This window comes from Ruegeria sp. TM1040 (assembly GCF_000014065.1).
GTDB lineage: Bacteria > Pseudomonadota > Alphaproteobacteria > Rhodobacterales > Rhodobacteraceae > Epibacterium.
This window is the reverse complement of sequence record NC_008044.1, coordinates 1449969-1469961: the sequence shown is the minus strand read 5'-3', so window position 1 is coordinate 1469961 and position 19993 is coordinate 1449969. Positions and strand designations below refer to the sequence as shown.

Sequence of the window (19993 nt, the reverse complement as noted above, 5' to 3'; positions counted from 1 at the left end):
AAAAAGCGCGGGAGGTCAACCCCCGGGGGATGACATCCTGGCGCTTCGCGCTCCTCGGTCTTTTGAGGCGGAGCCCGTGGGGGTCAGAAATGAAAAGCCCCGGTGCGCAGCACCGGGGCTCGTATCAGACTTGGGCCTGAGATCATTCCCACTCGATCGTGCCCGGAGGCTTTGAGGTGATGTCATAGGTGCAACGGTTGATGCCTTTGACTTCATTGATGATCCGCGTTGCGGTCTCACCAAGGAACTCATGGCTGAACGGGTAGTAATCCGCCGTCATCCCATCGACCGAGGTGACCGCGCGCAGGGCACAGGCGTAGTCATAGGTGCGACCGTCGCCCATCACGCCCACGGTGCGCACCGGCAGGATCGCCACAAAGGCCTGCCAGATCTCATCATAAAGACCGTGTTTGCGGATCTGGTCGATATAGATGGCATCCGCTTCGCGCAGGATGTCCAGCTTGTCGCGGGTGATCTCGCCGGGGCAACGGATCGCCAGACCCGGTCCGGGGAAGGGGTGCCGTCCAATAAAGCTGTCGGGCAGGCCAAGTTCACGCCCGAGCGCGCGCACTTCGTCCTTGAAGAGCTCGCGCAGCGGCTCCACCAGTTTCAGGCCCATTTTTTCGGGCAGACCACCGACGTTGTGGTGCGACTTGATCGTCACCGAAGGGCCACCAGAGAACGAGACCGACTCGATGACATCCGGGTAGAGCGTACCTTGGGCCAGGAACTCCGCGCCTTCGATCTGATCGGCGTATTTCTGGAACACGTCGATGAACAGCTTGCCGATAATCTTGCGCTTGGTTTCGGGGTCGGACTGACCTTCTAGCTCACCGAGAAAGAGCTCGGTCTCATCCGCGTGGATGACCTGCAGGTTCATGTGGTCGCGGAACATGCCGACGACTTCTTCCGCCTCGTTCTTGCGCAGAAGACCATGGTCCACAAACACACAGGTCAGCTGATCGCCGATCGCCTCGTGGATCAGAGCCGCCGCAACGGAACTGTCGACGCCACCCGAAAGGGCACAGATGACTTTCTTGTCGCCGACCTGCTCGCGGATGGTTTCGACCATCTGCTCGCGATAGGCGCCCATGGTCCAGTCACCGCTGAACCCGGCCAGACGCACGAAGTTTTCATAGAGCGTCTTGCCGTTGGGAGTGTGATGAACCTCGGGGTGGAACTGAACAGCGTAGAAGTTGCGCTCCAGATCCGCCGTGATCGCAAATGGCGCGTTGGGCGAGGTGCCGTAGACCTTGAAACCGGGTGCGATTTCAGAGACATGGTCGCCGTGGCTCATCCAGACCTGTTCCGTCTGATCCAGGAACCAGCCGCTGAGCATGTCGATGCGCTCTTCGGTGGGTGTCACATAGGCGCGGCCAAATTCGGCGGTTCCATGGCCGGATTGAACAGTGCCGCCAAGCTGATGCATCATCACTTGCTGGCCATAACAGATGCCAAGGATCGGCACGCCGTAGTCAAAAATCTCTTGCGGCGCGCGGGGAGAGCCTTCGCGCGTCACGCTGTCGGGACCACCAGAGAAGATCACCGCCTTGGGCGCGAACTCGCGCACGAAGTCCATGGTGACATTCTGATAGGGGTGGATTTCACAATAGACGTTCAACTCGCGCAGGCGGCGCGCAATCAGCTGCGTTACCTGGCTGCCGAAGTCTATAATTAAAAGGCGGTCATGGGCTGTCTCGGTCATGCTTGGCTCTTAGGGTCTGGCGGGACGTCTGGCAAGAGGTCAGATGGGCTGTGGCGGGGCAAATTCTCTCTCCGAGTCCGGAAATTCTACTCCGGAATGTCGCATTTATGCGAGAATAGCCGTTATCCTTCGGCGCGGCCCAGTCTTGCTCCGATAATCAGAATGCACAGAATTCATACTGTCGTGAGGAAGAACAATGACGGATGCAGCACCGCGTCGTCGAAGCCGGGGTGGCGGTGGCGCCGCCCGTCGTGCCGAACGCACCAGCGTCAAGATCGAGACAGCGAAGTATATCGAGCGCAATATCCCGAACTACGAGGTGCTGACAGAAGAGGCGCTCGAGGTCATCGAGACAAACGCCGAGACCATCCTCGAGGAGGTTGGCGTCAATTTCGTGGATAACCCGGCCGCGCTTGAACGCTGGCGCGACGCGGGCGCCGATGTTCAGGGCGAGCGGGTCCGGATCCCGCGTGGTCTGGCGCGCAAACTCTGCGAAACTGCGCCGAGCCAGTTTACCCAGCACGCGCGCAACCCCGAGAAATCCGTTGAGATCGGCGGCAAGAACCTCGTGCTCGCGCCGATCTACGGCCCGCCGTTTGTGCGCGATGCCAATGGTGGCCGGCGCTACGCAACGCTGGAGGATTTCCAGAAGTTCGTGAAGCTCGGCTATATGTCGAAATGGCTGCATCACTCTGGCGGGACCGTCTGCGAGCCCACCGATGTTCCGGTGAACAAACGCCACCTCGACATGTTGATGGCGCATATCGAGCTCTCGGATAAACCCTTCATGGGGTCGGTTACGGAACCGAGCCGTGCGCAGGACACCGTTGATATGTGCGGCATCCTGTTCGGCAAGGATTTCGTGCAGGAAAATACTGTCACCACCTCGCTGATCAACATCAACTCGCCAATGACGTTTGACGATGTGATGATGGGCGCGCTTGAGGTTTATGCCAAGAACAACCAGGCCTGCATCATTTCGCCCTTCATCGTGGGCGGTGCAATGGCTCCGGTCACCATCGCGGGCACATTGACACAGGTCCTGGCAGAAGTTCTGGCCGGTGTGGCCTATAGCCAGCTGATCCGTCCCGGTGCGCCGGTGATCTTCGGGGCCTTTGTGTCGTCGATCGATATGAACTCCGGTGCGCCGACCTTTGGCACGCCCGAAGCCTCGATGGTGACCTATGGCGCCGGGCAGCTGGCGCGGCGCCTCAATCTGCCCTTCCGCTCGGCGGGGTCGTTCTGCGGCTCCAAACTCCCCGATGCGCAGGCGGCCTATGAGACGGCGAACTCGCTCAACATGGGGCTCTTGTCCGGCGTGAACTTCATGCTGCATTCTTGCGGCTGGCTCGAAGGCGGTCTGGTGGCCGATTTTGAGAAATTCGTGATGGACGCCGATCAGCTCGGCGTGCTGCATGGACTGGCCAAAGGCATCCAGATGGATGAAAACGGGCAGGGCCTTGATGCGATCCGTGAGGTTGGCCCGGGAGGTCACTACCTAGGATGTGCCCATACGCAAGCGAACTTCAAAACGGCGTTCTGGAAGTCCAACCTCCTGGATTACAAGCCTTTTGAGCAGTGGGAAGAAGAAGGCGCGCGCGACACCTACAAACTTGCCTCGGCGCGTGTGGAACATCTGCTCGCCACCTACAAACAGCCCGAACTGGATCCCGCGATCCGTGAGGCGCTGATGGCTTACATCGCAGAAAAGAAAGCCTCGATGCCCGACGCCTTTATGTAAGCGATCCGTGGTATTGAGTTCAAACGGCGTCCTGCGGGGCGCCGTTTTTTGTTGCGCGTCGGGGCTGCGAGCGCGACGCCAGATAGAGACGGCTTTCGGCGCTCAACGCCGTGAGGACTGCGACATGACGGGCAAAGGAATAGCCGGGATTCTGCCCTAAGCGCGCGCGCTCCTGCGTGGCTTCGAGGTCCAAAAGCTGCATCAGGATTGCGCCGGTGCCCTGCGATGGCGTCGACGGCAGCAGGCGTTTAAGATCGCGCTGACGGATATAGTCATCCGCCCCAATACGCGCGGTCCGCGCCAGCAGACGTGGGCGATGAAGCGTGGTAAGCCGTGTTCTAAGATCCTGCATGACAATTCCCCGAGCCTGAGTGAACAACAGGGGCAATAGTAAACAACCTAAACGGGTGTTGCGCAAATCAGCATGTGAGCGAACGGTCCATTTCCAATAGCTTTGACAATTTGTGGCAATATTTTGAAATTGCCGAAGTTTTAACGTTCAGGAATGGGGAGAGATCAAGGTCATGATGCGTGTCATCCGGCCGGTGATCGGTGGCGTGGGCCTGGGCAAAGCTAGGGGTCAGCTATGAATGGAGTAACCCGGCCGTGTCTGCCGGATTGGGTACCTGTTGAAATCTCTCGTTATCTCGCGCACACGGTCTCTCAGATTTCGATCCGCGAACTGGCGCGCAGCGCGGCGTGTCACCCGTCGACCGTTATGCGCCAGATCCACCGTGTCGAGCAACTGCGCGAAGATCCATTGATGGACGGCGCATTGCAGCGCTTGTCTGAACTCTGTGATGCGGATTCAGATCCATCTGGGGAAATTTCCCATTACAAAGAAGAAGATGCAGTGCGAAGTTTAACGCTTCTCTCATATGGTGGTGCGGTGCTTGCGGTTGGGCGGGATATGCCCAAGGCGGTGATCCTGCGCGAGGTCGGGTCCGAGGTGCACAAAACCGTCATAGAGCGTAGCCTTGCCGAAATCCTTGCGCTGCGCGATTGGGTCAGCTGTTTTTCCTCTGGCCGCGTCTATCGCTATCGGCTCAGCAAGGACGGTCGTAGCGCACTTGCCCAGCTGACAGCAAAGGCCGAGGCGTGTCACCGTTCACGCATGGAAACGACAACGCAATCGGGCCTTGCAGGACAGATTGCGGAGTTTTCACAGTCTGACGCTCTTAACGCAAAACGAGCGCGGTATGGCCAGCAGGACACACCGTTGCAAACCCTTGCGCGGTTGGTAGACCGTGATGGAAATTCTTTTCTGAGCAAAGAGATGGTACGCGCAGGTGAACGATTAAGAGAAGATTTCGAACTCGCGCAGATTGGTCAGCATGTCGCCACGGAGCGCCGGGTTTTTGACGACAATCCGCGCGCGGCAGAGCATGCTACGGGTCCGACAAACGCCCTCAGCCGCGACGCCTTCCAGCGCGCCACAACCGCGCTGTGTGCACTCGGGCCGGGCTTGAGCGATATTGCCCTGCGCTGCTGCTGTCATCTCGAGGGGCTCGAGGTGGCGGAACGCGAACTCGGCTGGTCCGCAAGGTCGGGCAAGATCGTTCTCAGAATTGCGCTTCAGCAATTGCATCACCACTATGAATCTTTGCCGCCGCAAACCCAAATGATCGGATGATTGCTGTTTCAAATGCGGATTTCATTCTGCCTTGGGTGGTAAAAGTTTCGGGCAAGTGTCCGCGCGCCTGAGTTCCAAGTCCGTTGCAGAACCAAGAGCGACACATCGTTATTGCGAAGCGGCACTGGTGGAGCAGGGCAGGGACTGTTATGTTGCGCCCAAATACCTGTCGCAGTCACAAGGAAGACCCTGTGAGAGATCTGAAAATCCCGGAACAGCGCCACCCGGAAAAGGCGCACCGTCCCGATAATGCTCAGCCCAAAAAGCCAAGCTGGATTCGCGTCAAGGCGCCAGGTGGCAAGGGCTATGCCGAGACGCATAAAATTATGAGGGAAAACAACCTCGTAACCGTGTGCGAAGAGGCGGGCTGCCCCAATGTGGGCGAATGCTGGAGCCAGGGCCACGCAACCATGATGATCATGGGTGAAATCTGTACTCGTGGCTGCACCTTCTGCAATATTGCAACCGGTCGCCCCGACACTCTGGATGCGTTTGAGCCTGGGCGCGTGGCGCATGCGGTGCAAAAACTCGGCCTCAACCATGTTGTGATCACATCCGTGGACCGCGACGATCTAGAGGATGGCGGTGCCGATCACTTTGCGCAAACGATCCGCGCGGTGCGTCATCGCTCGCCGCAGACCACGATCGAGATCCTCACCCCGGACTTTCTGAAATGTGCCCCTGAGGTGCTGGAAACGGTTGTCGAGGCCAAGCCAGACGTGTTCAACCACAACCTCGAAACCGTTCCCGGGCTCTATCCCGAGGTGCGGCCAGGTGCGCGTTATTTCCACTCGCTGCGGTTGTTGCAGCGCGTCAAAGAGCTCGATCCGAGCATCTTTACCAAATCGGGCATCATGGTGGGGCTGGGAGAGCAGGCGCCTCAGGTGAAACAGGTGATGGATGACATGCGTGCGGCGGATGTTGATTTCCTGACCATCGGCCAATATCTGCAGCCGACGCCCAAGCACCATGCGGTGGATCGGTTCGTGACACCGGAAGAGTTTGAGTCATACGAAAAAGCAGCCTATGGCAAAGGCTTTCTGATGGTGTCGGCAACACCGCTGACCCGGTCGTCCTATCACGCGGGCGATGATTTCGCCAAGCTGCGCGCGGCGCGGAATGCCAAGCTTGGGCTTGCATGACGCCTGACGAACTGGATCGGTTGATCGCACTGCGCCATGCACTTCATTCAGCGCCGGAACTCTCTGGCGCTGAACAGGAAACGGCTGCCCGCATCCTGTCCGAGTTGCAGCGCCTCAACCCTGATCAGATCCTAACAGACATTGGCGGCCATGGGATCGCTGCCATCTTTGACGGCGTCGCGCCCGGCGCAACTGTTGCAATCCGCTGTGAGCTGGACGCGCTGCCGATCCAGGAAGAAAGCAGCCTCAGTTACATCTCTCAAGCCCCTGGCAAAGCACATCTTTGTGGGCATGACGGGCATATGGTCATGGTTCTGGCCGTGGCCGAGGAGATGACGCGTCAGCGGCCAGCCTCAGGGCGTGTTGTGTTGATCTTTCAACCAGCAGAAGAGACCGGTCAGGGGGCGAAAGCCTATCGGGAAGATACAAAGTTCCCCGAGATCCGACCCGACATGGTTCTGTCGCTGCACAATCTGCCGGGGCTGGAGCTTGGGCATGTCTCTTTGCCGGTGGGACCTGCCAATTGCGCCTCGCGCGGCGCGCGGATCCGGTTGACGGGCCGGACCTCCCATGCCGCTGCGCCACAAGATGGGCGCTCTCCTGCGCTGGCGATTGCGCAGCTGATGCAGAAGCTTGCAGCGCTGGCGACGGGCAGCGCGTTGGATGAAGACTACGCCCTAACCACCGTAACACACGCCACTTTGGGCGAGCCCACTTTTGGGATCGCACCCGGGGTGGGTGAGGTTTGGGTGACTCTTCGGACCGCGACGGATCGCAAGATGCAAGAGCTCATCGAAGCTGTGCAGATCATGGTCGAGAGCGCCACCGCGGATCTTGGGCTTGGTCATGTGATCACCTATCACGATGTTTTTGACGCCTGTACAAACGCTCCTGATGCGGTTCAGGTGATCGAAGCCGCTTGCCACGCAGGCGCGGTTCCAATCACCCTGACCGAGAGCCCGCAGGCGTTTTCCGAAGACTTCGGCCAGTTTGGGAAATCTGCCCGGACCGCGATGTTCTGGTTGGGGGCAGGAGAGAGCCATCCCCAATTGCACAATCCCGATTATGATTTTCCGGATGCTCTCATCCCAATCGGGTCCGGAATTTTTATTCGCGCGATCCGTCAGCTGTTGGGGTAGGCTCAGCGCTCTGCCAGAATGCGGTCGTGTGATCAGTCGATCAGGGCATCGACAACGGCGACCGCGCCCACGATGGCGAGCGTGTCTTTGACCACCTCAAGGATTTCCCCATCCTTGCGCACATAGTGATGGCCGGGAGCAGGGGGCTGCAGTCCCCAGCGCTGATAGTCAGTGACATAGTCCCAAGCCCCGCTCAGATACTGGTCGTGCGCGTGAAGCTTCTTGACTTGTCCCGGCGCGTAATGCGCGGCGCTGTTTTTATGACCTGGTGCCCATTTGGGTGGACCGGCCAGCGCGGCGAGCGGTGCGAGGGTCAGCCCTGCAATCGCAAGGCTGGGGATGAGCTTTGAATATGACATGCGACGCTCCTTTGAACGGTAGGTTGCGTCAGTATATGTCGCACAGGCCGTTCGGAGCCAAATCTCATGCGCCAGATGCCGCCGGTTGCATCAAGGCAAACCGGCAAGGCTTTGCTGGTCTGGGGTCACACTTCGGTGAAGCGCACTTTGCCAATGTGAGGCAGGTTGCGGTTGCGTTGGGCAAAGTCGATTCCGTAGCCCACGACAAATTCATCCGGGATCTCAAAGCCGATCCAATCTGCGCGAAAGTCGACTTCGCGACGCGAGGGTTTGTCCAGAAGCGCAATGGATTTGAGACGCGCAGGCTTGCGGCTCTTCAGGAGCGAGATCACATGGTTCAGGGTATGGCCCGTGTCGACGATATCCTCAACCACCAGCACATCGCGCCCTTCAATAGCGCCACGCAAGTCTTTGAGAATGCGCACTTCTCGGCTGCTTTCCATGCCGTCGCCATAAGAGGACGCCTCAAGGAAGTCGACCTCGATCGGGAGATCCAGCTCACGCACCAGATCCGCGATAAAGACAAAACTTCCGCGCAGCAGGCCCACGACCACGAGCTTGTCGGTATCGCCAAACTCGGCCGTGATGTCGCCGCATAGCTCTTCGATTCGTGCAGCGATGGCCTTGGCCGAGATCATTACATCAATGACATATGGTCGCTCTGACATGCTTGCCCCCTTGAATTTCGCACGCGTTCATAGGACACCACGCGCCACCTGTACAGAAGACGAATGGACCCGCGATGCCAACACATTCGGAAACCCGACCGATGCCCTATAGCGCCCAGCAGATGTATGATCTGGTGGCCGATGTGGGATCATACCCGAAATTCCTGCCGTGGTGCGCTGCAGCGCGCATCCGCAGCCGCACACCGCAGGGCGCATCCGAGGTGATGGAGGCGGATCTGGTGATTTCCTTCAAGGTGTTCCGAGAACGCTTTGGCAGCCGTGTGGTCCTGCATCCCAATGAGCACAAGATCGACACCGAATATCTTGACGGGCCGTTTCGCTACATGAAGTCAAACTGGGCGTTTCAGGACCGCGCGGATGGGGGCTGCGATGTCAGTTTCTTTGTCGACTTTGAATTCAAGAACGCCGTGCTACAGGGGATCATCGGGGTCGTCTTCAACGAGGCGATGCAGCGGATCGTGCGCGCATTTGAGCGGCGCGCGGCAGAGCTTTATGGCTGACCACATCAGGCTCTAACAAGGCGGATTGCGCCGTCAGGCGCCGCTGTCGCTGAGCGCCTGCATCAACATCGCCAGCGCATGATCGCGGCTGGCGAGGCGCACCTTGTCCCGGCCTAGCGCGCCAAACTCCACCAGTTCCGTTCTGGTCTCGGCCCCGATTTGTGCCAGACCGAAGCAGACGCGCCCTTCGGGCTTATGCTCCGAGCCACCGGGACCTGCGATGCCGGTGACAGAGATGGCCAGTTGCGTTCCGGCTTCCTTCAGCGCCCCATCTGCCATCTCGCGCGCGGTTTCTTCGCTCACGGCGCCAAACTCCCGAAGCGTCTCGGGACGGACGCCGAGCATCTGCATCTTCGCGGCGTTGGAATAGGTCACAAACCCACGATCCACCACCGCAGAGGAGCCGGGAATATCCGTGAGCGCCGCCGCAACCATGCCTCCGGTGCAGCTTTCGGCTGTGGCGATGGTGGCATTCTTTGATTGAGCTGCGCGAAGTAAGTCTTTGATATTCATAGCCCAAGCACCCCATGGGAGAGGCCTGCAAGCATCGCGACCCCTACCGCGGCCATACCACCGGCTATGACATCGTCCATGACAACGCCAAAGGGACCTTTCTTGCGGTCCGCCCAGCCCACCGGCCCGGGCTTCCAGATATCAAAGAGCCGAAACAGCAAAAATCCTGCGACCCAACCGGGCCAGAGCGCGGTGATCTCCAGTCCATGCAACCAGGCCGGCAGAGATATGGCCCAGAGCGCAAGCATCTGCCCCGCGAGCTCATCCAGCACGAATTCCGAAGGGTCCAGATCTTCCTGGCCGCGGGTCATTTCCTTGGCCGCCCACAGGCCCACAAGAACAGAGGCCACGGTAAAAACGGCGAGCAGAGGAAAGCCACCCGTGACATGCAACACATAGGTCAACGGCAGCGCGGCCAGTGACCCCCAGGTTCCGGGCGCAGGGCGAAAATACCCTATTCCGCAACAGGTTCCGAGAAGTTGTGGAAGTGTCATGCCCGCACCAATGTTGCTGTCGCCAGTGCCGCGATGCCTTCTTTGCGACCGGTGAACCCAAGCCGCTCTGAAGTTGTCGCCTTGATCGAGAGGCGTCCCATATCCATGCCCATGATCTCTGCCATCCGGGCGCGCATCGCCTCTGCGTGGGGGCCGACTTTGGGGTATTCACAGACGAGGGTGCAATCCACGTTATTGATGGTGAACCCTTTGGAGCGTGCCAATTCGACCGCATGGCGCAGGAAGATGTCCGACGCCGCGCCTTTCCACTGAGGGTCGCTTGGCGGGAAGTGGCGGCCGATGTCGCCCTCTGCCATCGCCCCGTAGAGTGCGTCGGTGACCGCGTGCATGCCCACATCCGCATCGGAATGGCCTTGCAGACCGCGCTCATGCGGCACTTGAACCCCACAGAGCATGACATGATCCCCGGGTCCGAACCGGTGAACGTCATAGCCATTTCCAAGCCTGATGTCAGGAATGTTGTCCATGGTGCTCCTCAATATGTGCTCGGCGCGGGAGAAATCTTCGGGCCGGGTGATCTTGATATTATTGACGTCACCCGGCGTGATACGGACCGCGAGCCCCGCTTGACGGGCAACCTCGACATCATCCGCTGCGGTGCCGTCGTGGCGCATATGCGCCGCAAGGATCGCGTCAAAATGAAAGCCTTGCGGCGTTTGCGCCGCAAAGAGCGCGCTTCGGTCCTGCGTGCCTGTGACATGGCCATCGGCCCCGGTCCAAAGCGCATCTGTCACCGCAAGTCCTGGCGCGGCAGCAGGCGTGTCATCAAGTGCGTCGAGCACCTGTTGGATCACCTGAGGACACACACATGGACGCGCCGCGTCATGAATAAGAACGCGTTCGACACCGATCTCTTGGAGCGCAATCAAACCGTTACGCACGGATTCAGACCGCGAGGGACCGCCATCTGCGAGCAATAATTCAGGGTAGGGCGCAAGCGCCTCGATCGCGTGCTCATTGTCGGGATCGCGCACAACCATGATGGTGCCGCACCCCGCACGTTGAAAGGCCTCGATCGTCCAGTCGATGACCAGTCGCCCGGCCAGTGGGCGCCATTGCTTGGCGAGACCACCGCCTGCGCGGGTGCCTTTGCCGGCGGCAACGATCAATACGGCGAGGGTCATGGCGCGGTGTTCGTCCTGTGCATGAGCAACTTGCCGGCGTGTTTAAGCTGCGGCGGATAAAGTAGCAATGTTTCGAGCAGGTGTGATTAAAAAATAGGCATACAGTGTCATGAGCAGGGCTGGAATGGCGTGTTGGAATGGAGCATAGCTCCGATTCAAGCTAAAAAACACTCGTATGCATAAGGATTAAGCAGTTGTCCTTTTCAGTTGGACCCACACATCTCGATCCCCCCGTCGCTCTGGCGCCCATGGCCGGGATCACTGACCGCCCGTTTCGGGATCTGGTGCGCTCTTTCGGGGCGGGCCTAGTGGTGAGCGAGATGGTCGCCAGTCAGGAGATGGTTCAAGCCAAGCCCGGCGTGCGCGAGAAGGCGGAACTGAGCGCCGATGTGGAGAATACCTCGGTTCAGATCGCCGGGCGCGACGCGTATTGGATGGCAGAGGCCGCGCGTCAGGTGGCAGATCGTGGGGCGCGGATGATCGACATCAACATGGGATGTCCGGCAAAGAAAGTGACCAACGGCTATTCGGGCTCTGCGCTCCTGAAGACCCCCGATCACGCGCTGTCGTTGATTGAGGCAGTCGTTCAGGCGGTGGATGTGCCTGTCACGCTCAAGACCCGGTTGGGGTGGGACGATAACTGTCTCAATGCCGCTGATGTGGCGCGCCGCGCCGAAGCCGCGGGTGTCCAGATGGTCACTATCCATGGTCGTACCCGGTGCCAGTTTTACAAAGGTCATGCTGACTGGGCTGCGATCTCGGAGATCAAGAATGCGATCTCTGTTCCCTTGCTGGCCAATGGCGATATTGTCGATGCAAAAAGCGCGGGCAAGGCGCTCTCAGACTCCGGAGCGGATGGCGTCATGATCGGGCGCGGTGTGCAGGGAAGACCCTGGCTTCTGGCTCAGATCGCGCATGATCTCTGGGGCACGGCTGCTCCGGACGTTCCCGAAGGGCGCGCATTTATTGATCTGGTTTCAAAGCACTACGAGGCGATGCTTGCCTTTTATGGGGCGGAGTTGGGCCTCCGCGTCGCGCGCAAGCACCTAGGCTGGTATATGGATGAGGCCGGGACACCTGCGGCCCTGCGGCGCGAGGTTCTGACGGCCAAATCCCCCTCTGATGTGTTGCGATTGCTCCCGAGTGCGCTTCAGGGAACTGAGCAGGAGACTGCCGCATGAATGATGCCTCGAATCCTCACAGCAACGACTGCGACATCTGGGCTTCGCTGCCGGTACCCGCGTTTCTGGTCGATGAGCATAATTGCATTGAAGATGTGAACTCAGCTGCTGAGGGCTTTATCAACTCCTCGCGCAAGTCCCTGATTGGTAAGAAAATCTGGCAGAAGGTCGCGATTGAGTCCTCGATCGAACTGGCCTTTGACAAGGCTCGAGAGCAGGGCACGCCCCTATTTGTGAATGATGTCGATGTCGGCGCCCGCGAACGCGCACCGTTGCAATGTGCTGTGCAGATTGCGCCGCTCCACGGGCATCCTGGTCATATGCTGCTGATGCTCTCGCCGCGAGAGCTTGCGGGGCGGATGACGCAGACCCACTCCGCCAAATCGGCCGCGCAATCGGCGATCGGCATGGCAGAGATGCTGGCGCATGAAATCAAGAACCCTTTGGCGGGGATCACCGGTGCCGCGCAGCTTTTGAGCATGAACCTCTCCACGGATGACCTTGAACTTACGGATCTAATCGTGAGTGAGAGCCGCCGGATCGTGAAGCTGCTGGAGCAGGTGGAGCAGTTTGGAAATCTCTCCGAGCCGGACTTCAAACCGGTCAATCTGCATGATGTTCTGGACCGCGCGCGCCGCTCCGCGCTGCTGGGCTTCGGCGCACATATGAAGATTGTCGAGAAATACGACCCCTCGCTGCCGCTGGCCTGGGGCGACCCGGATCAGCTGTTGCAGGTGGTTTTGAACCTTCTCAAGAATGCCTCAGAGGCCGCAGGCAGCGCGGGTGGCACCATTACGGTACGCACCTTTTATGAACACTCCTTCCGCCTGCGTCGCAGCGACGGACAGGGCAAGCTGCTGCCCTTGCAGATCGAGATCAGCGACGATGGGCCAGGGCTGCCGGAGAAGATCCGCGACGATATCTTTGAGCCTTTTGTCTCTGGCAAGGAGAACGGAACAGGTCTTGGCCTGGCCTTGGTCAGCAAGATCATCGGCGACCATAACGGTTGGATTTCCGTGCGCTCAGAGCCCGGCAACACGACCTTCAGACTGTCGCTTTCGCGCGTTCCGCGAGAGCAGAAATAACTCAGGAGACCAAAGACATGGATGGCACCGTTCTTGTTGCAGATGATGACCGTACGATCCGCACTGTGCTCACACAGGCGCTGACGCGGGCGGGGTGCAAGGTCCATGCGACGTCCTCTCTCACAACGTTGATGCGCTGGGTTGGCGAAGGCAAAGGCGATGTTGTGATCTCCGACGTGATGATGCCGGACGGCAATGGGCTGGAGATGCTCCCCAAGATTGCCCAGGACCGGCCCGGGCTGCCGGTCATCGTGATCTCGGCGCAGAATACGATCATGACCGCCATCAAGGCTGCCGAAGCCGAAGCCTATGATTATCTGCCCAAACCTTTTGACCTGCCTGAGCTGATGAAGCGCACGGCCAAGGCCCTCACCGAAAAGCGCAGCGCCCAGAGCACCAGCCATGTCGAGGTCGTCGAGGAGCGACCCGATGAGCTGCCGCTGGTGGGGCGCACAGAGGTGATGCAGACGCTCTATCGTCTGATTGCGCGGGTTATGAACACCGATATGCCGCTTTTGATCACGGGCGAGAGCGGGTCTGGGAAGTCCTTAATTGCCAAGGCAATACACGATTTCTCGGACCGCAGGACCCTGCCATTTGTGGTCGCTGAGGCGTCTGATCTCATCGAGCTTGAAGGCCCCTCGCGCCTGCTCAGTCAAGTGAAGGGCGGCACCTTGCTGGTCGATGAGCTGGTTGATCTGACCGATGAGGCTCAGGCGCGGCTTGTGCGGATGATGGATTCGCCCGGAGACCACGCACCGCGCTTTATTGCGACCTCCAGTCAGCAAGATCTTGCTGAACAGATCGAAGCCGGCAAACTGCGTCAGGATCTCTACTACCGGATTTGCGGTACGGAGCTTGCGGTGCCTGCGTTGCGCGAACGGGTCGAGGACATCGCACTTTTGTGTGAGCATTTCCTGACCCGCGCGGACGCCGAAGGGGGGCCGCGACGCATGCTGAGCGACGAAGCGCGGGATCTCTTGCGGCACTATTCTTGGCCTGGGAACGTGCGTCAGCTTGAAAATATCGTGAAAAGACTGGCGCTTACAGCGCGCGGAGATACAATCAGCAAGTCAGAAGTCGCCGCAGCGCTTGGGCCGCAGAGCACCGGAGTTGCGCCCGTCATGGGGGGCGGGGCAAGCAATGAAAAGCTCTCCGAATCTGTGGCGCGCCATCTGCAGCGATATTTCGATCTGCATGGCGACATGCTGCCACCACCGGGGCTGTATGCGCGGCTGCTGCGCGAAGTCGAAGCGCCGTTGATCGAGATCTCGCTTGCTGCAACCGGCGGAAATCAGGCGAAATGTGCCGATCTCCTCGGGATCAACCGAAATACGCTGCGCAAGAAAATCACTGATCTCGATATAGAGGTGACACGCCGCCGCAAACTGATGTAATATCGCCACAGCAGCGTTGCCCGGAGGTCAATAGGCCCATGGGGCAACGCGAGATAGTGTGGTGAGCCAAGAAGGCTCAACATCAACTGGGGGCAGGCGGTGGCACAGTTGTCACATATCCGTTCGGTGTATCTGTGGCTTGGCGCCCTGGATCGCTGGCGTAAGACGCGCCGCGCGCGCAACATCACCACCTTGGGGCTGGTGTTGCTCGGGCCCATCATGGCTTTGGTGACATTTCTTGTGATCGGTCCCTTTGGCCAGAATGCGAGCTCCCCGGCGCTGCGCCTGATCCTGCTCGCTGATCTTGTCTATGTGCTGTCGATTGCAGCGCTGGTCCTCAGCCAGATCGGACGTCTGATCGCCGCGCGGCGTGAGAAGTCGGCGGGCTCGCGTCTGCACCTGCGATTGATCGGCGCCTTTGCCTTCCTCGCGCTGGTGCCCACCGTGACGGTTGCGGTCTTTGCTGTCTTGACGGTGAATGTGGGTCTTGAGGGCTGGTTTTCCGAGCGCGTGCGCGATGTGATTGGCAACTCGGTCAAGGCTGCAGAAGCCTATGAACGCCAGCAGCGTCAGGATCTCGAACAGGATGCGCTGGCGCTGGCGCGTTTTCTGGATCGAAGCCGGAACAAGAATTTCTTCATGAGCGACGGGCAGTTGCGGCAGGTTCTGTCGCAAGGCCAGCTGCAGATCCAGCGCGGCCTGCAAGAGGCCTATGTGATCAATGGGATCGGGGCGATCCAAACCCGCGGGGAGCGATCCTACGAGTTTGACTTCGAAGAACCCACTGATGCACAGATCGCAGCCGCCGAATCCGAGGGGCTGCACCTGATCCAGGATTGGGACAATAGCGAGTTTCGCGCCCTGGTGCGTCTCAACGCCTTTGTGGATCGGTATCTCTACGTCAGTCGTGAAGTCGACGGTGAACTGTTGAACCTGCTCGACGACACTCAGGAAACTGCGCATCTTTATCAACAACTCGAGAGTGAGCGCGGGCGGGTGCTATTTGAATTCGGCCTGTTGTATCTCGGCTTTGCAGTGATCCTGATCCTTGCGGCGATGTGGCTTGGCATGTGGTTTGCGGAGCGCCTTTCACGCCCGGTCGGGCGCTTGACGGTTGCGGCGCAGCGTGTGGGCGGTGGCAATCTGAGTGTGCAGGTGGTAGAAGAGAACGGCGACGACGAAATTGCGCAATTAGGGCGTTATTTCAATCAGATGACGCAGCAACTTCAGGCACAACGTGAAACCTTGCTACAGAACACGCATCAGATCGAGCAGCGCCGTCGTCTGTTTGACTCGGTGCTGTCGTCGGTGACCTCTGGCGTTGTGGGGCTTGATGCAAAGGGCTGCGTGACCTTTGTGAACACCTCGGCCAAGCGCTTGCTGGATTGGCGTGAGGACCAAAAGTCACTTGCACTTGCGGTGGCCATTCCGGAGTTTGGTCCGCTGTTTGACGATCTCGTCAAAGGCGGCAGCAACAATGCCCAGGGTGAGATCAAAGTAACCCGACAAGGGCAGTTGGAGAACCTCCTTGTGCGGATGTCGCGCCGACACGGCGATGACAATACGCTCGAGGGCTATGTGGTTGCCTTTGACGATGTCACCGATCTCGTGAGTGCGCAGCGCATGGCGGCATGGGGTGACGTGGCGCGCCGGATCGCCCATGAGATCAAGAACCCGCTCACCCCGATCCAGCTCAGCGCGGAGCGGATCAAGCGCAAGTTTGCTCCAAAACTCAGCGAAGAGCAGAGCGATCAACTGCAGTCGATGACCGATGTTATTGTGCGTCAAACCAACGACTTGCGTCGCATCGTTGATGAGTTTTCAAAATTTGCACGGATGCCGGAACCCGATCGACACGAAGAAGACCTAGGCGCGCTGGTGCATAGTGCCGTGTTGCTGCAGCAAGCCGGGCAACCTGATCTCAAGATCCACGCGCAGATCCCGGATCATCCGCTGAACGTGGATGTTGACGCCACAATGATCGGGCAGGCGCTGACCAATCTTATCAAGAACGCTGGCGAAGCCACGGAGACCTTGCGCAAGAAAGGCGTAGAGCCGGGCTACGCGCCGGAGATCCGGGTCGATGTGAGCAGCGATGATAGCGGGTTTGTCATTACGATTGCGGACAATGGGATCGGCTTGCCCGCAGATCGCGCCCGGCTGTTTGAACCCTATGTCACCACCCGTGACGAGGGCACAGGCCTCGGCCTGCCGATCGTAAAGAAAATTATCGAAGAGCATGGTGGCAGTTTGGTGCTGGAAGACGCGCCCATCTTTGACGGGATGAGCCACCAAGGCGCAATGGCGGTGATCCGTCTCCCGGCGCTGGCGCCAGGAAATGCCGTCCAGAAACAAACTATAGTAGCAGGGCTGACATGAGTGATATTCTGATTGTTGATGATGAACGTGACATCCGGGAGCTGGTTTCAGACATCCTGGAGGACGAAAGCTATGCCACGCGCAAAGCGGCCAACTCCGAAGAATGCATGGCCGCCTTTGAAGACGCTCCGCCTGCGCTGCTGATTTTGGACATCTGGCTCAAAGACAGCCAGATGGATGGGATCGACATCCTGAAAACCGTAAAGCGGGATTACCCGGAGGTTCCGGTGGTCATCATCTCGGGGCACGGGAATATCGAAATTGCGGTCGCGGCGATCAAGCAGGGCGCTTATGACTTCATCGAGAAGCCCTTTAATATCGACCAGTTGATGGTTGTGATCCGGCGCGCGATGGAGACCTCTCGCCTGCGTCGCGAAAACACGGATCTGCGCCGCAAGGATGTAGGTGCAACCGATATGGTCGGGACGTCGCCCGCGTTTCGTGCCTTGACCAGCCAGCTTGACAAGGTGACGAAATCCAATGGGCGCGTCATGCTCACCGGGCCTGCGGGCAGCGGCAAGGAAGTAGCAGCCCGCTATATTCACGCAAACTCCCACCGCGCCAGTGAGCCTTTTGTCACCGTGAATTGCGCCAGCATTGAGCCCGAGCGCATGGAAGATGTGCTCTTTGGGCGTGAGAGCAGCGAACGCGGCGTCGAGCCGGGGCTGCTGGAGCAGGCAGATGGGGGCGTCGTCTTTTTTGACGAAGTGGCGGATATGCCCCCCGGCACCCAATCCAAGATCCTGCGCGTGCTGGTGGATCAGCAGTTTGTGCGCGTTGGCGGCACCGAGAAGGTCAAGGTGGACCTACGGGTGATCTCGGCCACAAATCGCGATCTCGAACAGGAGATCAAGGATGGCAACTTCCGTCAGGAATTGTATCACCGTCTGAATGTGGTTCCGATCTGCGTGCCATCGCTCTCGGACCGGCGCGAGGACATCCCGCTGCTGGCGGAGTATTTCATCCAAGGCTTCAACCAGACGCAGGGCCTGCCACTGCGCGCCCTTAGCGAAGACGCCGTGGCCTTGATGCAGACGATGACCTGGCCGGGCAATGTGCGCCAGCTGAAGAATCTGGTGGAACGCGTTCTGATCCTTGGAGAAACCTCCGGTCCCATTCAGGCAAAGGATCTGCCGAGCGAAGAAGAAAAGGTCGAAACAGAAGGTCGCGTCGTGCTCTCTGGCGCCTTGGCTACGCTGCCTTTGCGCGAGGCACGCGAGGCCTTTGAACGCGAATATCTTCTGACGCAGATCAATCGCTTTGGCGGCAACATCAGCCGCACGGCCTCCTTTGTGGGCATGGAACGCTCGGCGCTCCACCGCAAACTGAAATCGCTCGGCGTTGTCACATCGAACAAGGCGGGCGCGCGGGTGGCGCGGGTCGAGAGCGAGGAAGCCACGGAAGAGACAGCGTAAATCAGGTGTAGGCCAGGGCTGCGGCGGGACAATTGAATTGACCCCCTTCGCACCATCTGGCATGCAAATCAGGCAGTCCAGCGCCCGGAGAGCGGATCTATGAAAGTTATCATCTGTGGAGCCGGGCAGGTCGGTTGGCAGATCGCACGGCATTTGTCCGGCGAACACAACGACGTGACGGTTGTCGACAACAATCCTGACCTTGTGCGCCGCGCGACAGATACGCTTGATGTTCAAGGCATTGCGGGCTTTGCCTCATATCCGGATGTTCTTGATCGGGCCGGGGCGCGGGACGCGGATATGATCATCGCCGCCACGCACTCGGACGAGGTGAACATGGTCACCTGCCAAGTGGCGCATTCCGTGTTTGCCATCCAGCGCAAGATCGCGCGTCTGCGGGCCAAGAGCTATCTGAACGCGATTTATTCCGATCTCTATCGCCGGGACCATCTGCCGATCGATGTGGTGATCAGCCCGGAGCGGGAAGTTGCGGCGGCGGCTATGCAGCGTCTGCGCGCGCCGGCAGCTTTTGACACCGAAGTATTCATGGACGGACGTGCGCAGCTGTTGGGCATCAACGTGGAGGCAGACTGCCCCGTTGTAAACACGCCGCTGCGCCAGTTGACGGAGCTCTTCTCGACGTTGCGTGCCATTGTGGTTGGCATTCGCCGCGACGGATCGCTGTTTGCGCCGGAGCCAGGGGATCAACTGTTTGTGGGCGATGCGGCCTATGTGTTTTGCCATGCAGACGACGTGAGCCGCACGATGGAAGTCTTTGGAAAGACTGAGAAACGTCAGGAGCGCGTGGTGATCGTCGGCGGCGGCAATGTCGGCCTTGAAGTTGCCAAAGCGCTCGAGGCGCGCACCCGGCGCACGCGGGCCAAGATGATCGAAAAGAACCGCAAAAACGCCGAGGTTGCCGCAGAGGCTCTGGAACGCACGATCGTTCTGAATGGCGATGGTCTGGATCGGGGGCTGATGATCGAGGCGGGCATCGACAAGGCCGATGCCATGCTGGCGGTGACCGATGACGACAAGACCAACATGCTGGCAGCGGTGCGTGCCAAGACCGAAGGCTGCCCGTTTGCAATCGCCCTGATCAACGACCCGACGCTGCTGCCGCTGCTGCCGCACCTCGGGATTGACGCGCATATCAATCCGCGCGCCACCACCGTCAGTTCTATCCTGCGTCACATCCGCTATGGCCGTATCCGGCAGGTTTATTCCATTGGCGACGCCGAAGCGGAAGTTATTGAAACCGAAGTGCTTTCTACCTCTCCCATGGCGGGGCAGGCCATTCGGGACATTGATTTCCCCGAAGGTGTGCTGGTGGGCGCTGTATCCAAGAACGGCGAGGTCATGCGCCCCAGTGGCGGGCTTCGGATCGAGGCGGGGGACACGATTGCCCTCTTTGCGATGGCCGCTGATGTGCGGGAGGTCGAGCGCCTGATGCAAGTCTCGATCGACTACTTCTAG

Annotated in this window: 18 protein-coding genes; 11 read left to right on the top strand and 7 right to left on the bottom strand. The window is 59.3% G+C overall.

What is annotated here, in order from left to right; genetic code table 11:
• Positions 1 to 142 precede the first annotated feature (142 nt).
• Positions 143 to 1705 (bottom strand): glutamine-hydrolyzing GMP synthase, encoded by a 1563-nt coding sequence (gene guaA / locus TM1040_RS11250; RefSeq protein WP_011538713.1) that lies wholly within the window; start codon positions 1703 to 1705, stop codon positions 143 to 145.
• A gap of 196 nt (positions 1706 to 1901) precedes the next feature.
• On the opposite strand from guaA, the gene TM1040_RS11245 reads away from it, so the two are divergent.
• Complete coding sequence (locus TM1040_RS11245) at positions 1902 to 3446, top strand: trimethylamine methyltransferase family protein (protein WP_011538712.1); 1545 nt, start codon at positions 1902 to 1904, stop codon at positions 3444 to 3446.
• A gap of 19 nt (positions 3447 to 3465) precedes the next feature.
• Here TM1040_RS11245 and TM1040_RS11240 read toward each other — a convergent pair whose 3' ends face one another.
• Positions 3466 to 3798, bottom strand: a complete 333-nt coding sequence (locus TM1040_RS11240) for a DUF6477 family protein (protein WP_011538711.1) — start codon at positions 3796 to 3798, stop codon at positions 3466 to 3468.
• A gap of 234 nt (positions 3799 to 4032) precedes the next feature.
• Here TM1040_RS11240 and TM1040_RS11235 point away from each other — a divergent pair, with 234 nt between their 5' ends.
• From TM1040_RS11235 to TM1040_RS11225, 3 genes are all read left to right on the top strand, one after another.
• Positions 4033 to 5079 (top strand): DUF6456 domain-containing protein, encoded by a 1047-nt coding sequence (locus tag TM1040_RS11235; protein WP_011538710.1) that lies wholly within the window; start codon positions 4033 to 4035, stop codon positions 5077 to 5079.
• A gap of 191 nt (positions 5080 to 5270) precedes the next feature.
• Entirely contained in the window at positions 5271 to 6221 is a 951-nt protein-coding gene (gene lipA / locus TM1040_RS11230) for a lipoyl synthase (protein ID WP_044027117.1), read from the top strand.
• On the top strand, positions 6218 to 7360 hold the full coding sequence (locus TM1040_RS11225) for an amidohydrolase (RefSeq protein WP_011538708.1): 1143 nt from the start codon (positions 6218 to 6220) through the stop codon (positions 7358 to 7360). Before lipA ends, TM1040_RS11225 begins: the two co-directional genes overlap by 4 nt.
• Before the next feature lie 32 nt (positions 7361 to 7392).
• On the opposite strand, the gene TM1040_RS11220 is transcribed toward TM1040_RS11225, so the two are convergent.
• Positions 7393 to 7719 (bottom strand): hypothetical protein, encoded by a 327-nt coding sequence (locus TM1040_RS11220; protein WP_011538707.1) that lies wholly within the window; start codon positions 7717 to 7719, stop codon positions 7393 to 7395.
• A 125-nt stretch (positions 7720 to 7844) separates the two neighbouring features.
• A complete protein-coding gene (hpt, locus tag TM1040_RS11215; RefSeq protein ID WP_011538706.1) occupies positions 7845 to 8387 on the bottom strand; it encodes a hypoxanthine phosphoribosyltransferase in 543 nt (180 codons plus the stop codon).
• 74 nt (positions 8388 to 8461) lie between these two features.
• Here hpt and TM1040_RS11210 point away from each other — a divergent pair, with 74 nt between their 5' ends.
• Entirely contained in the window at positions 8462 to 8908 is a 447-nt protein-coding gene (locus TM1040_RS11210; protein ID WP_011538705.1) for a type II toxin-antitoxin system RatA family toxin, read from the top strand.
• A 33-nt stretch (positions 8909 to 8941) separates the two neighbouring features.
• On the opposite strand, the gene TM1040_RS11205 is transcribed toward TM1040_RS11210, so the two are convergent.
• From TM1040_RS11205 to TM1040_RS11195, 3 genes are read right to left on the bottom strand one after another with little or no spacing between them, the layout of a single operon-like run.
• Complete coding sequence (locus TM1040_RS11205; protein WP_011538704.1) at positions 8942 to 9421, bottom strand: CinA family protein; 480 nt, start codon at positions 9419 to 9421, stop codon at positions 8942 to 8944.
• Positions 9418 to 9915 (bottom strand): phosphatidylglycerophosphatase A family protein, encoded by a 498-nt coding sequence (locus TM1040_RS11200; RefSeq protein ID WP_011538703.1) that lies wholly within the window; start codon positions 9913 to 9915, stop codon positions 9418 to 9420. The genes TM1040_RS11205 and TM1040_RS11200 overlap by 4 nt, the downstream gene beginning before the upstream one ends.
• On the bottom strand, positions 9912 to 11060 hold the full coding sequence (locus TM1040_RS11195) for a bifunctional 2-C-methyl-D-erythritol 4-phosphate cytidylyltransferase/2-C-methyl-D-erythritol 2,4-cyclodiphosphate synthase (RefSeq protein ID WP_011538702.1): 1149 nt from the start codon (positions 11058 to 11060) through the stop codon (positions 9912 to 9914). The genes TM1040_RS11200 and TM1040_RS11195 overlap by 4 nt, the downstream gene beginning before the upstream one ends.
• 194 nt (positions 11061 to 11254) lie before the next feature.
• Here TM1040_RS11195 and dusB point away from each other — a divergent pair, with 194 nt between their 5' ends.
• The 6 genes from dusB (at position 11255) to trkA (ending at position 19993) form a co-directional block, all read left to right on the top strand.
• Positions 11255 to 12241 carry a tRNA dihydrouridine synthase DusB gene (dusB, locus tag TM1040_RS11190; protein ID WP_011538701.1) on the top strand — a complete coding sequence of 329 codons (987 nt, stop codon included), beginning with the start codon at positions 11255 to 11257 and terminating at the stop codon, positions 12239 to 12241.
• On the top strand, positions 12238 to 13326 hold the full coding sequence (locus TM1040_RS11185; protein ID WP_011538700.1) for a two-component system sensor histidine kinase NtrB: 1089 nt from the start codon (positions 12238 to 12240) through the stop codon (positions 13324 to 13326). Before dusB ends, TM1040_RS11185 begins: the two co-directional genes overlap by 4 nt.
• Positions 13327 to 13343: 17 nt before the next feature.
• Positions 13344 to 14723 (top strand): response regulator, encoded by a 1380-nt coding sequence (locus tag TM1040_RS11180; protein WP_011538699.1) that lies wholly within the window; start codon positions 13344 to 13346, stop codon positions 14721 to 14723.
• A 99-nt stretch (positions 14724 to 14822) separates the two neighbouring features.
• Positions 14823 to 17102, top strand: a complete 2280-nt coding sequence (locus TM1040_RS11175; protein ID WP_011538698.1) for a sensor histidine kinase NtrY-like — start codon at positions 14823 to 14825, stop codon at positions 17100 to 17102.
• Positions 17099 to 18517 (top strand): sigma-54-dependent transcriptional regulator, encoded by a 1419-nt coding sequence (locus tag TM1040_RS11170; RefSeq protein WP_011538697.1) that lies wholly within the window; start codon positions 17099 to 17101, stop codon positions 18515 to 18517. The genes TM1040_RS11175 and TM1040_RS11170 overlap by 4 nt, the downstream gene beginning before the upstream one ends.
• 99 nt (positions 18518 to 18616) lie before the next feature.
• Positions 18617 to 19993: a Trk system potassium transporter TrkA gene (gene trkA, locus TM1040_RS11165; RefSeq protein ID WP_011538696.1), complete on the top strand. Its 1377-nt coding sequence runs from the start codon at positions 18617 to 18619 to the stop codon at positions 19991 to 19993.

What these genes read in the sequence shown, in the direction of transcription:
- TM1040_RS11205 (WP_011538704.1), bottom strand. Translation starts at nt 9,421, where the DNA reads ATGAATATCAAAGACTTACTTCGCGCAGCTCAATCAAAGAATGCCACC.
- TM1040_RS11195 (WP_011538702.1), bottom strand. Translation starts at nt 11,060, where the DNA reads ATGACCCTCGCCGTATTGATCGTTGCCGCCGGCAAAGGCACCCGCGCA.
- TM1040_RS11225 (WP_011538708.1), top strand. Translation starts at nt 6,218, where the DNA reads ATGACGCCTGACGAACTGGATCGGTTGATCGCACTGCGCCATGCACTT.
- TM1040_RS11220 (WP_011538707.1), bottom strand. Translation starts at nt 7,719, where the DNA reads ATGTCATATTCAAAGCTCATCCCCAGCCTTGCGATTGCAGGGCTGACC.
- TM1040_RS11185 (WP_011538700.1), top strand. Translation starts at nt 12,238, where the DNA reads ATGAATGATGCCTCGAATCCTCACAGCAACGACTGCGACATCTGGGCT.
- trkA (WP_011538696.1), top strand. Translation starts at nt 18,617, where the DNA reads ATGAAAGTTATCATCTGTGGAGCCGGGCAGGTCGGTTGGCAGATCGCA.
- hpt (WP_011538706.1), bottom strand. Translation starts at nt 8,387, where the DNA reads ATGTCAGAGCGACCATATGTCATTGATGTAATGATCTCGGCCAAGGCC.
- TM1040_RS11210 (WP_011538705.1), top strand. Translation starts at nt 8,462, where the DNA reads ATGCCAACACATTCGGAAACCCGACCGATGCCCTATAGCGCCCAGCAG.
- TM1040_RS11180 (WP_011538699.1), top strand. Translation starts at nt 13,344, where the DNA reads ATGGATGGCACCGTTCTTGTTGCAGATGATGACCGTACGATCCGCACT.
- TM1040_RS11170 (WP_011538697.1), top strand. Translation starts at nt 17,099, where the DNA reads ATGAGTGATATTCTGATTGTTGATGATGAACGTGACATCCGGGAGCTG.
- TM1040_RS11200 (WP_011538703.1), bottom strand. Translation starts at nt 9,915, where the DNA reads ATGACACTTCCACAACTTCTCGGAACCTGTTGCGGAATAGGGTATTTT.
- guaA (WP_011538713.1), bottom strand. Translation starts at nt 1,705, where the DNA reads ATGACCGAGACAGCCCATGACCGCCTTTTAATTATAGACTTCGGCAGC.
- TM1040_RS11235 (WP_011538710.1), top strand. Translation starts at nt 4,033, where the DNA reads ATGAATGGAGTAACCCGGCCGTGTCTGCCGGATTGGGTACCTGTTGAA.
- TM1040_RS11245 (WP_011538712.1), top strand. Translation starts at nt 1,902, where the DNA reads ATGACGGATGCAGCACCGCGTCGTCGAAGCCGGGGTGGCGGTGGCGCC.
- TM1040_RS11240 (WP_011538711.1), bottom strand. Translation starts at nt 3,798, where the DNA reads ATGCAGGATCTTAGAACACGGCTTACCACGCTTCATCGCCCACGTCTG.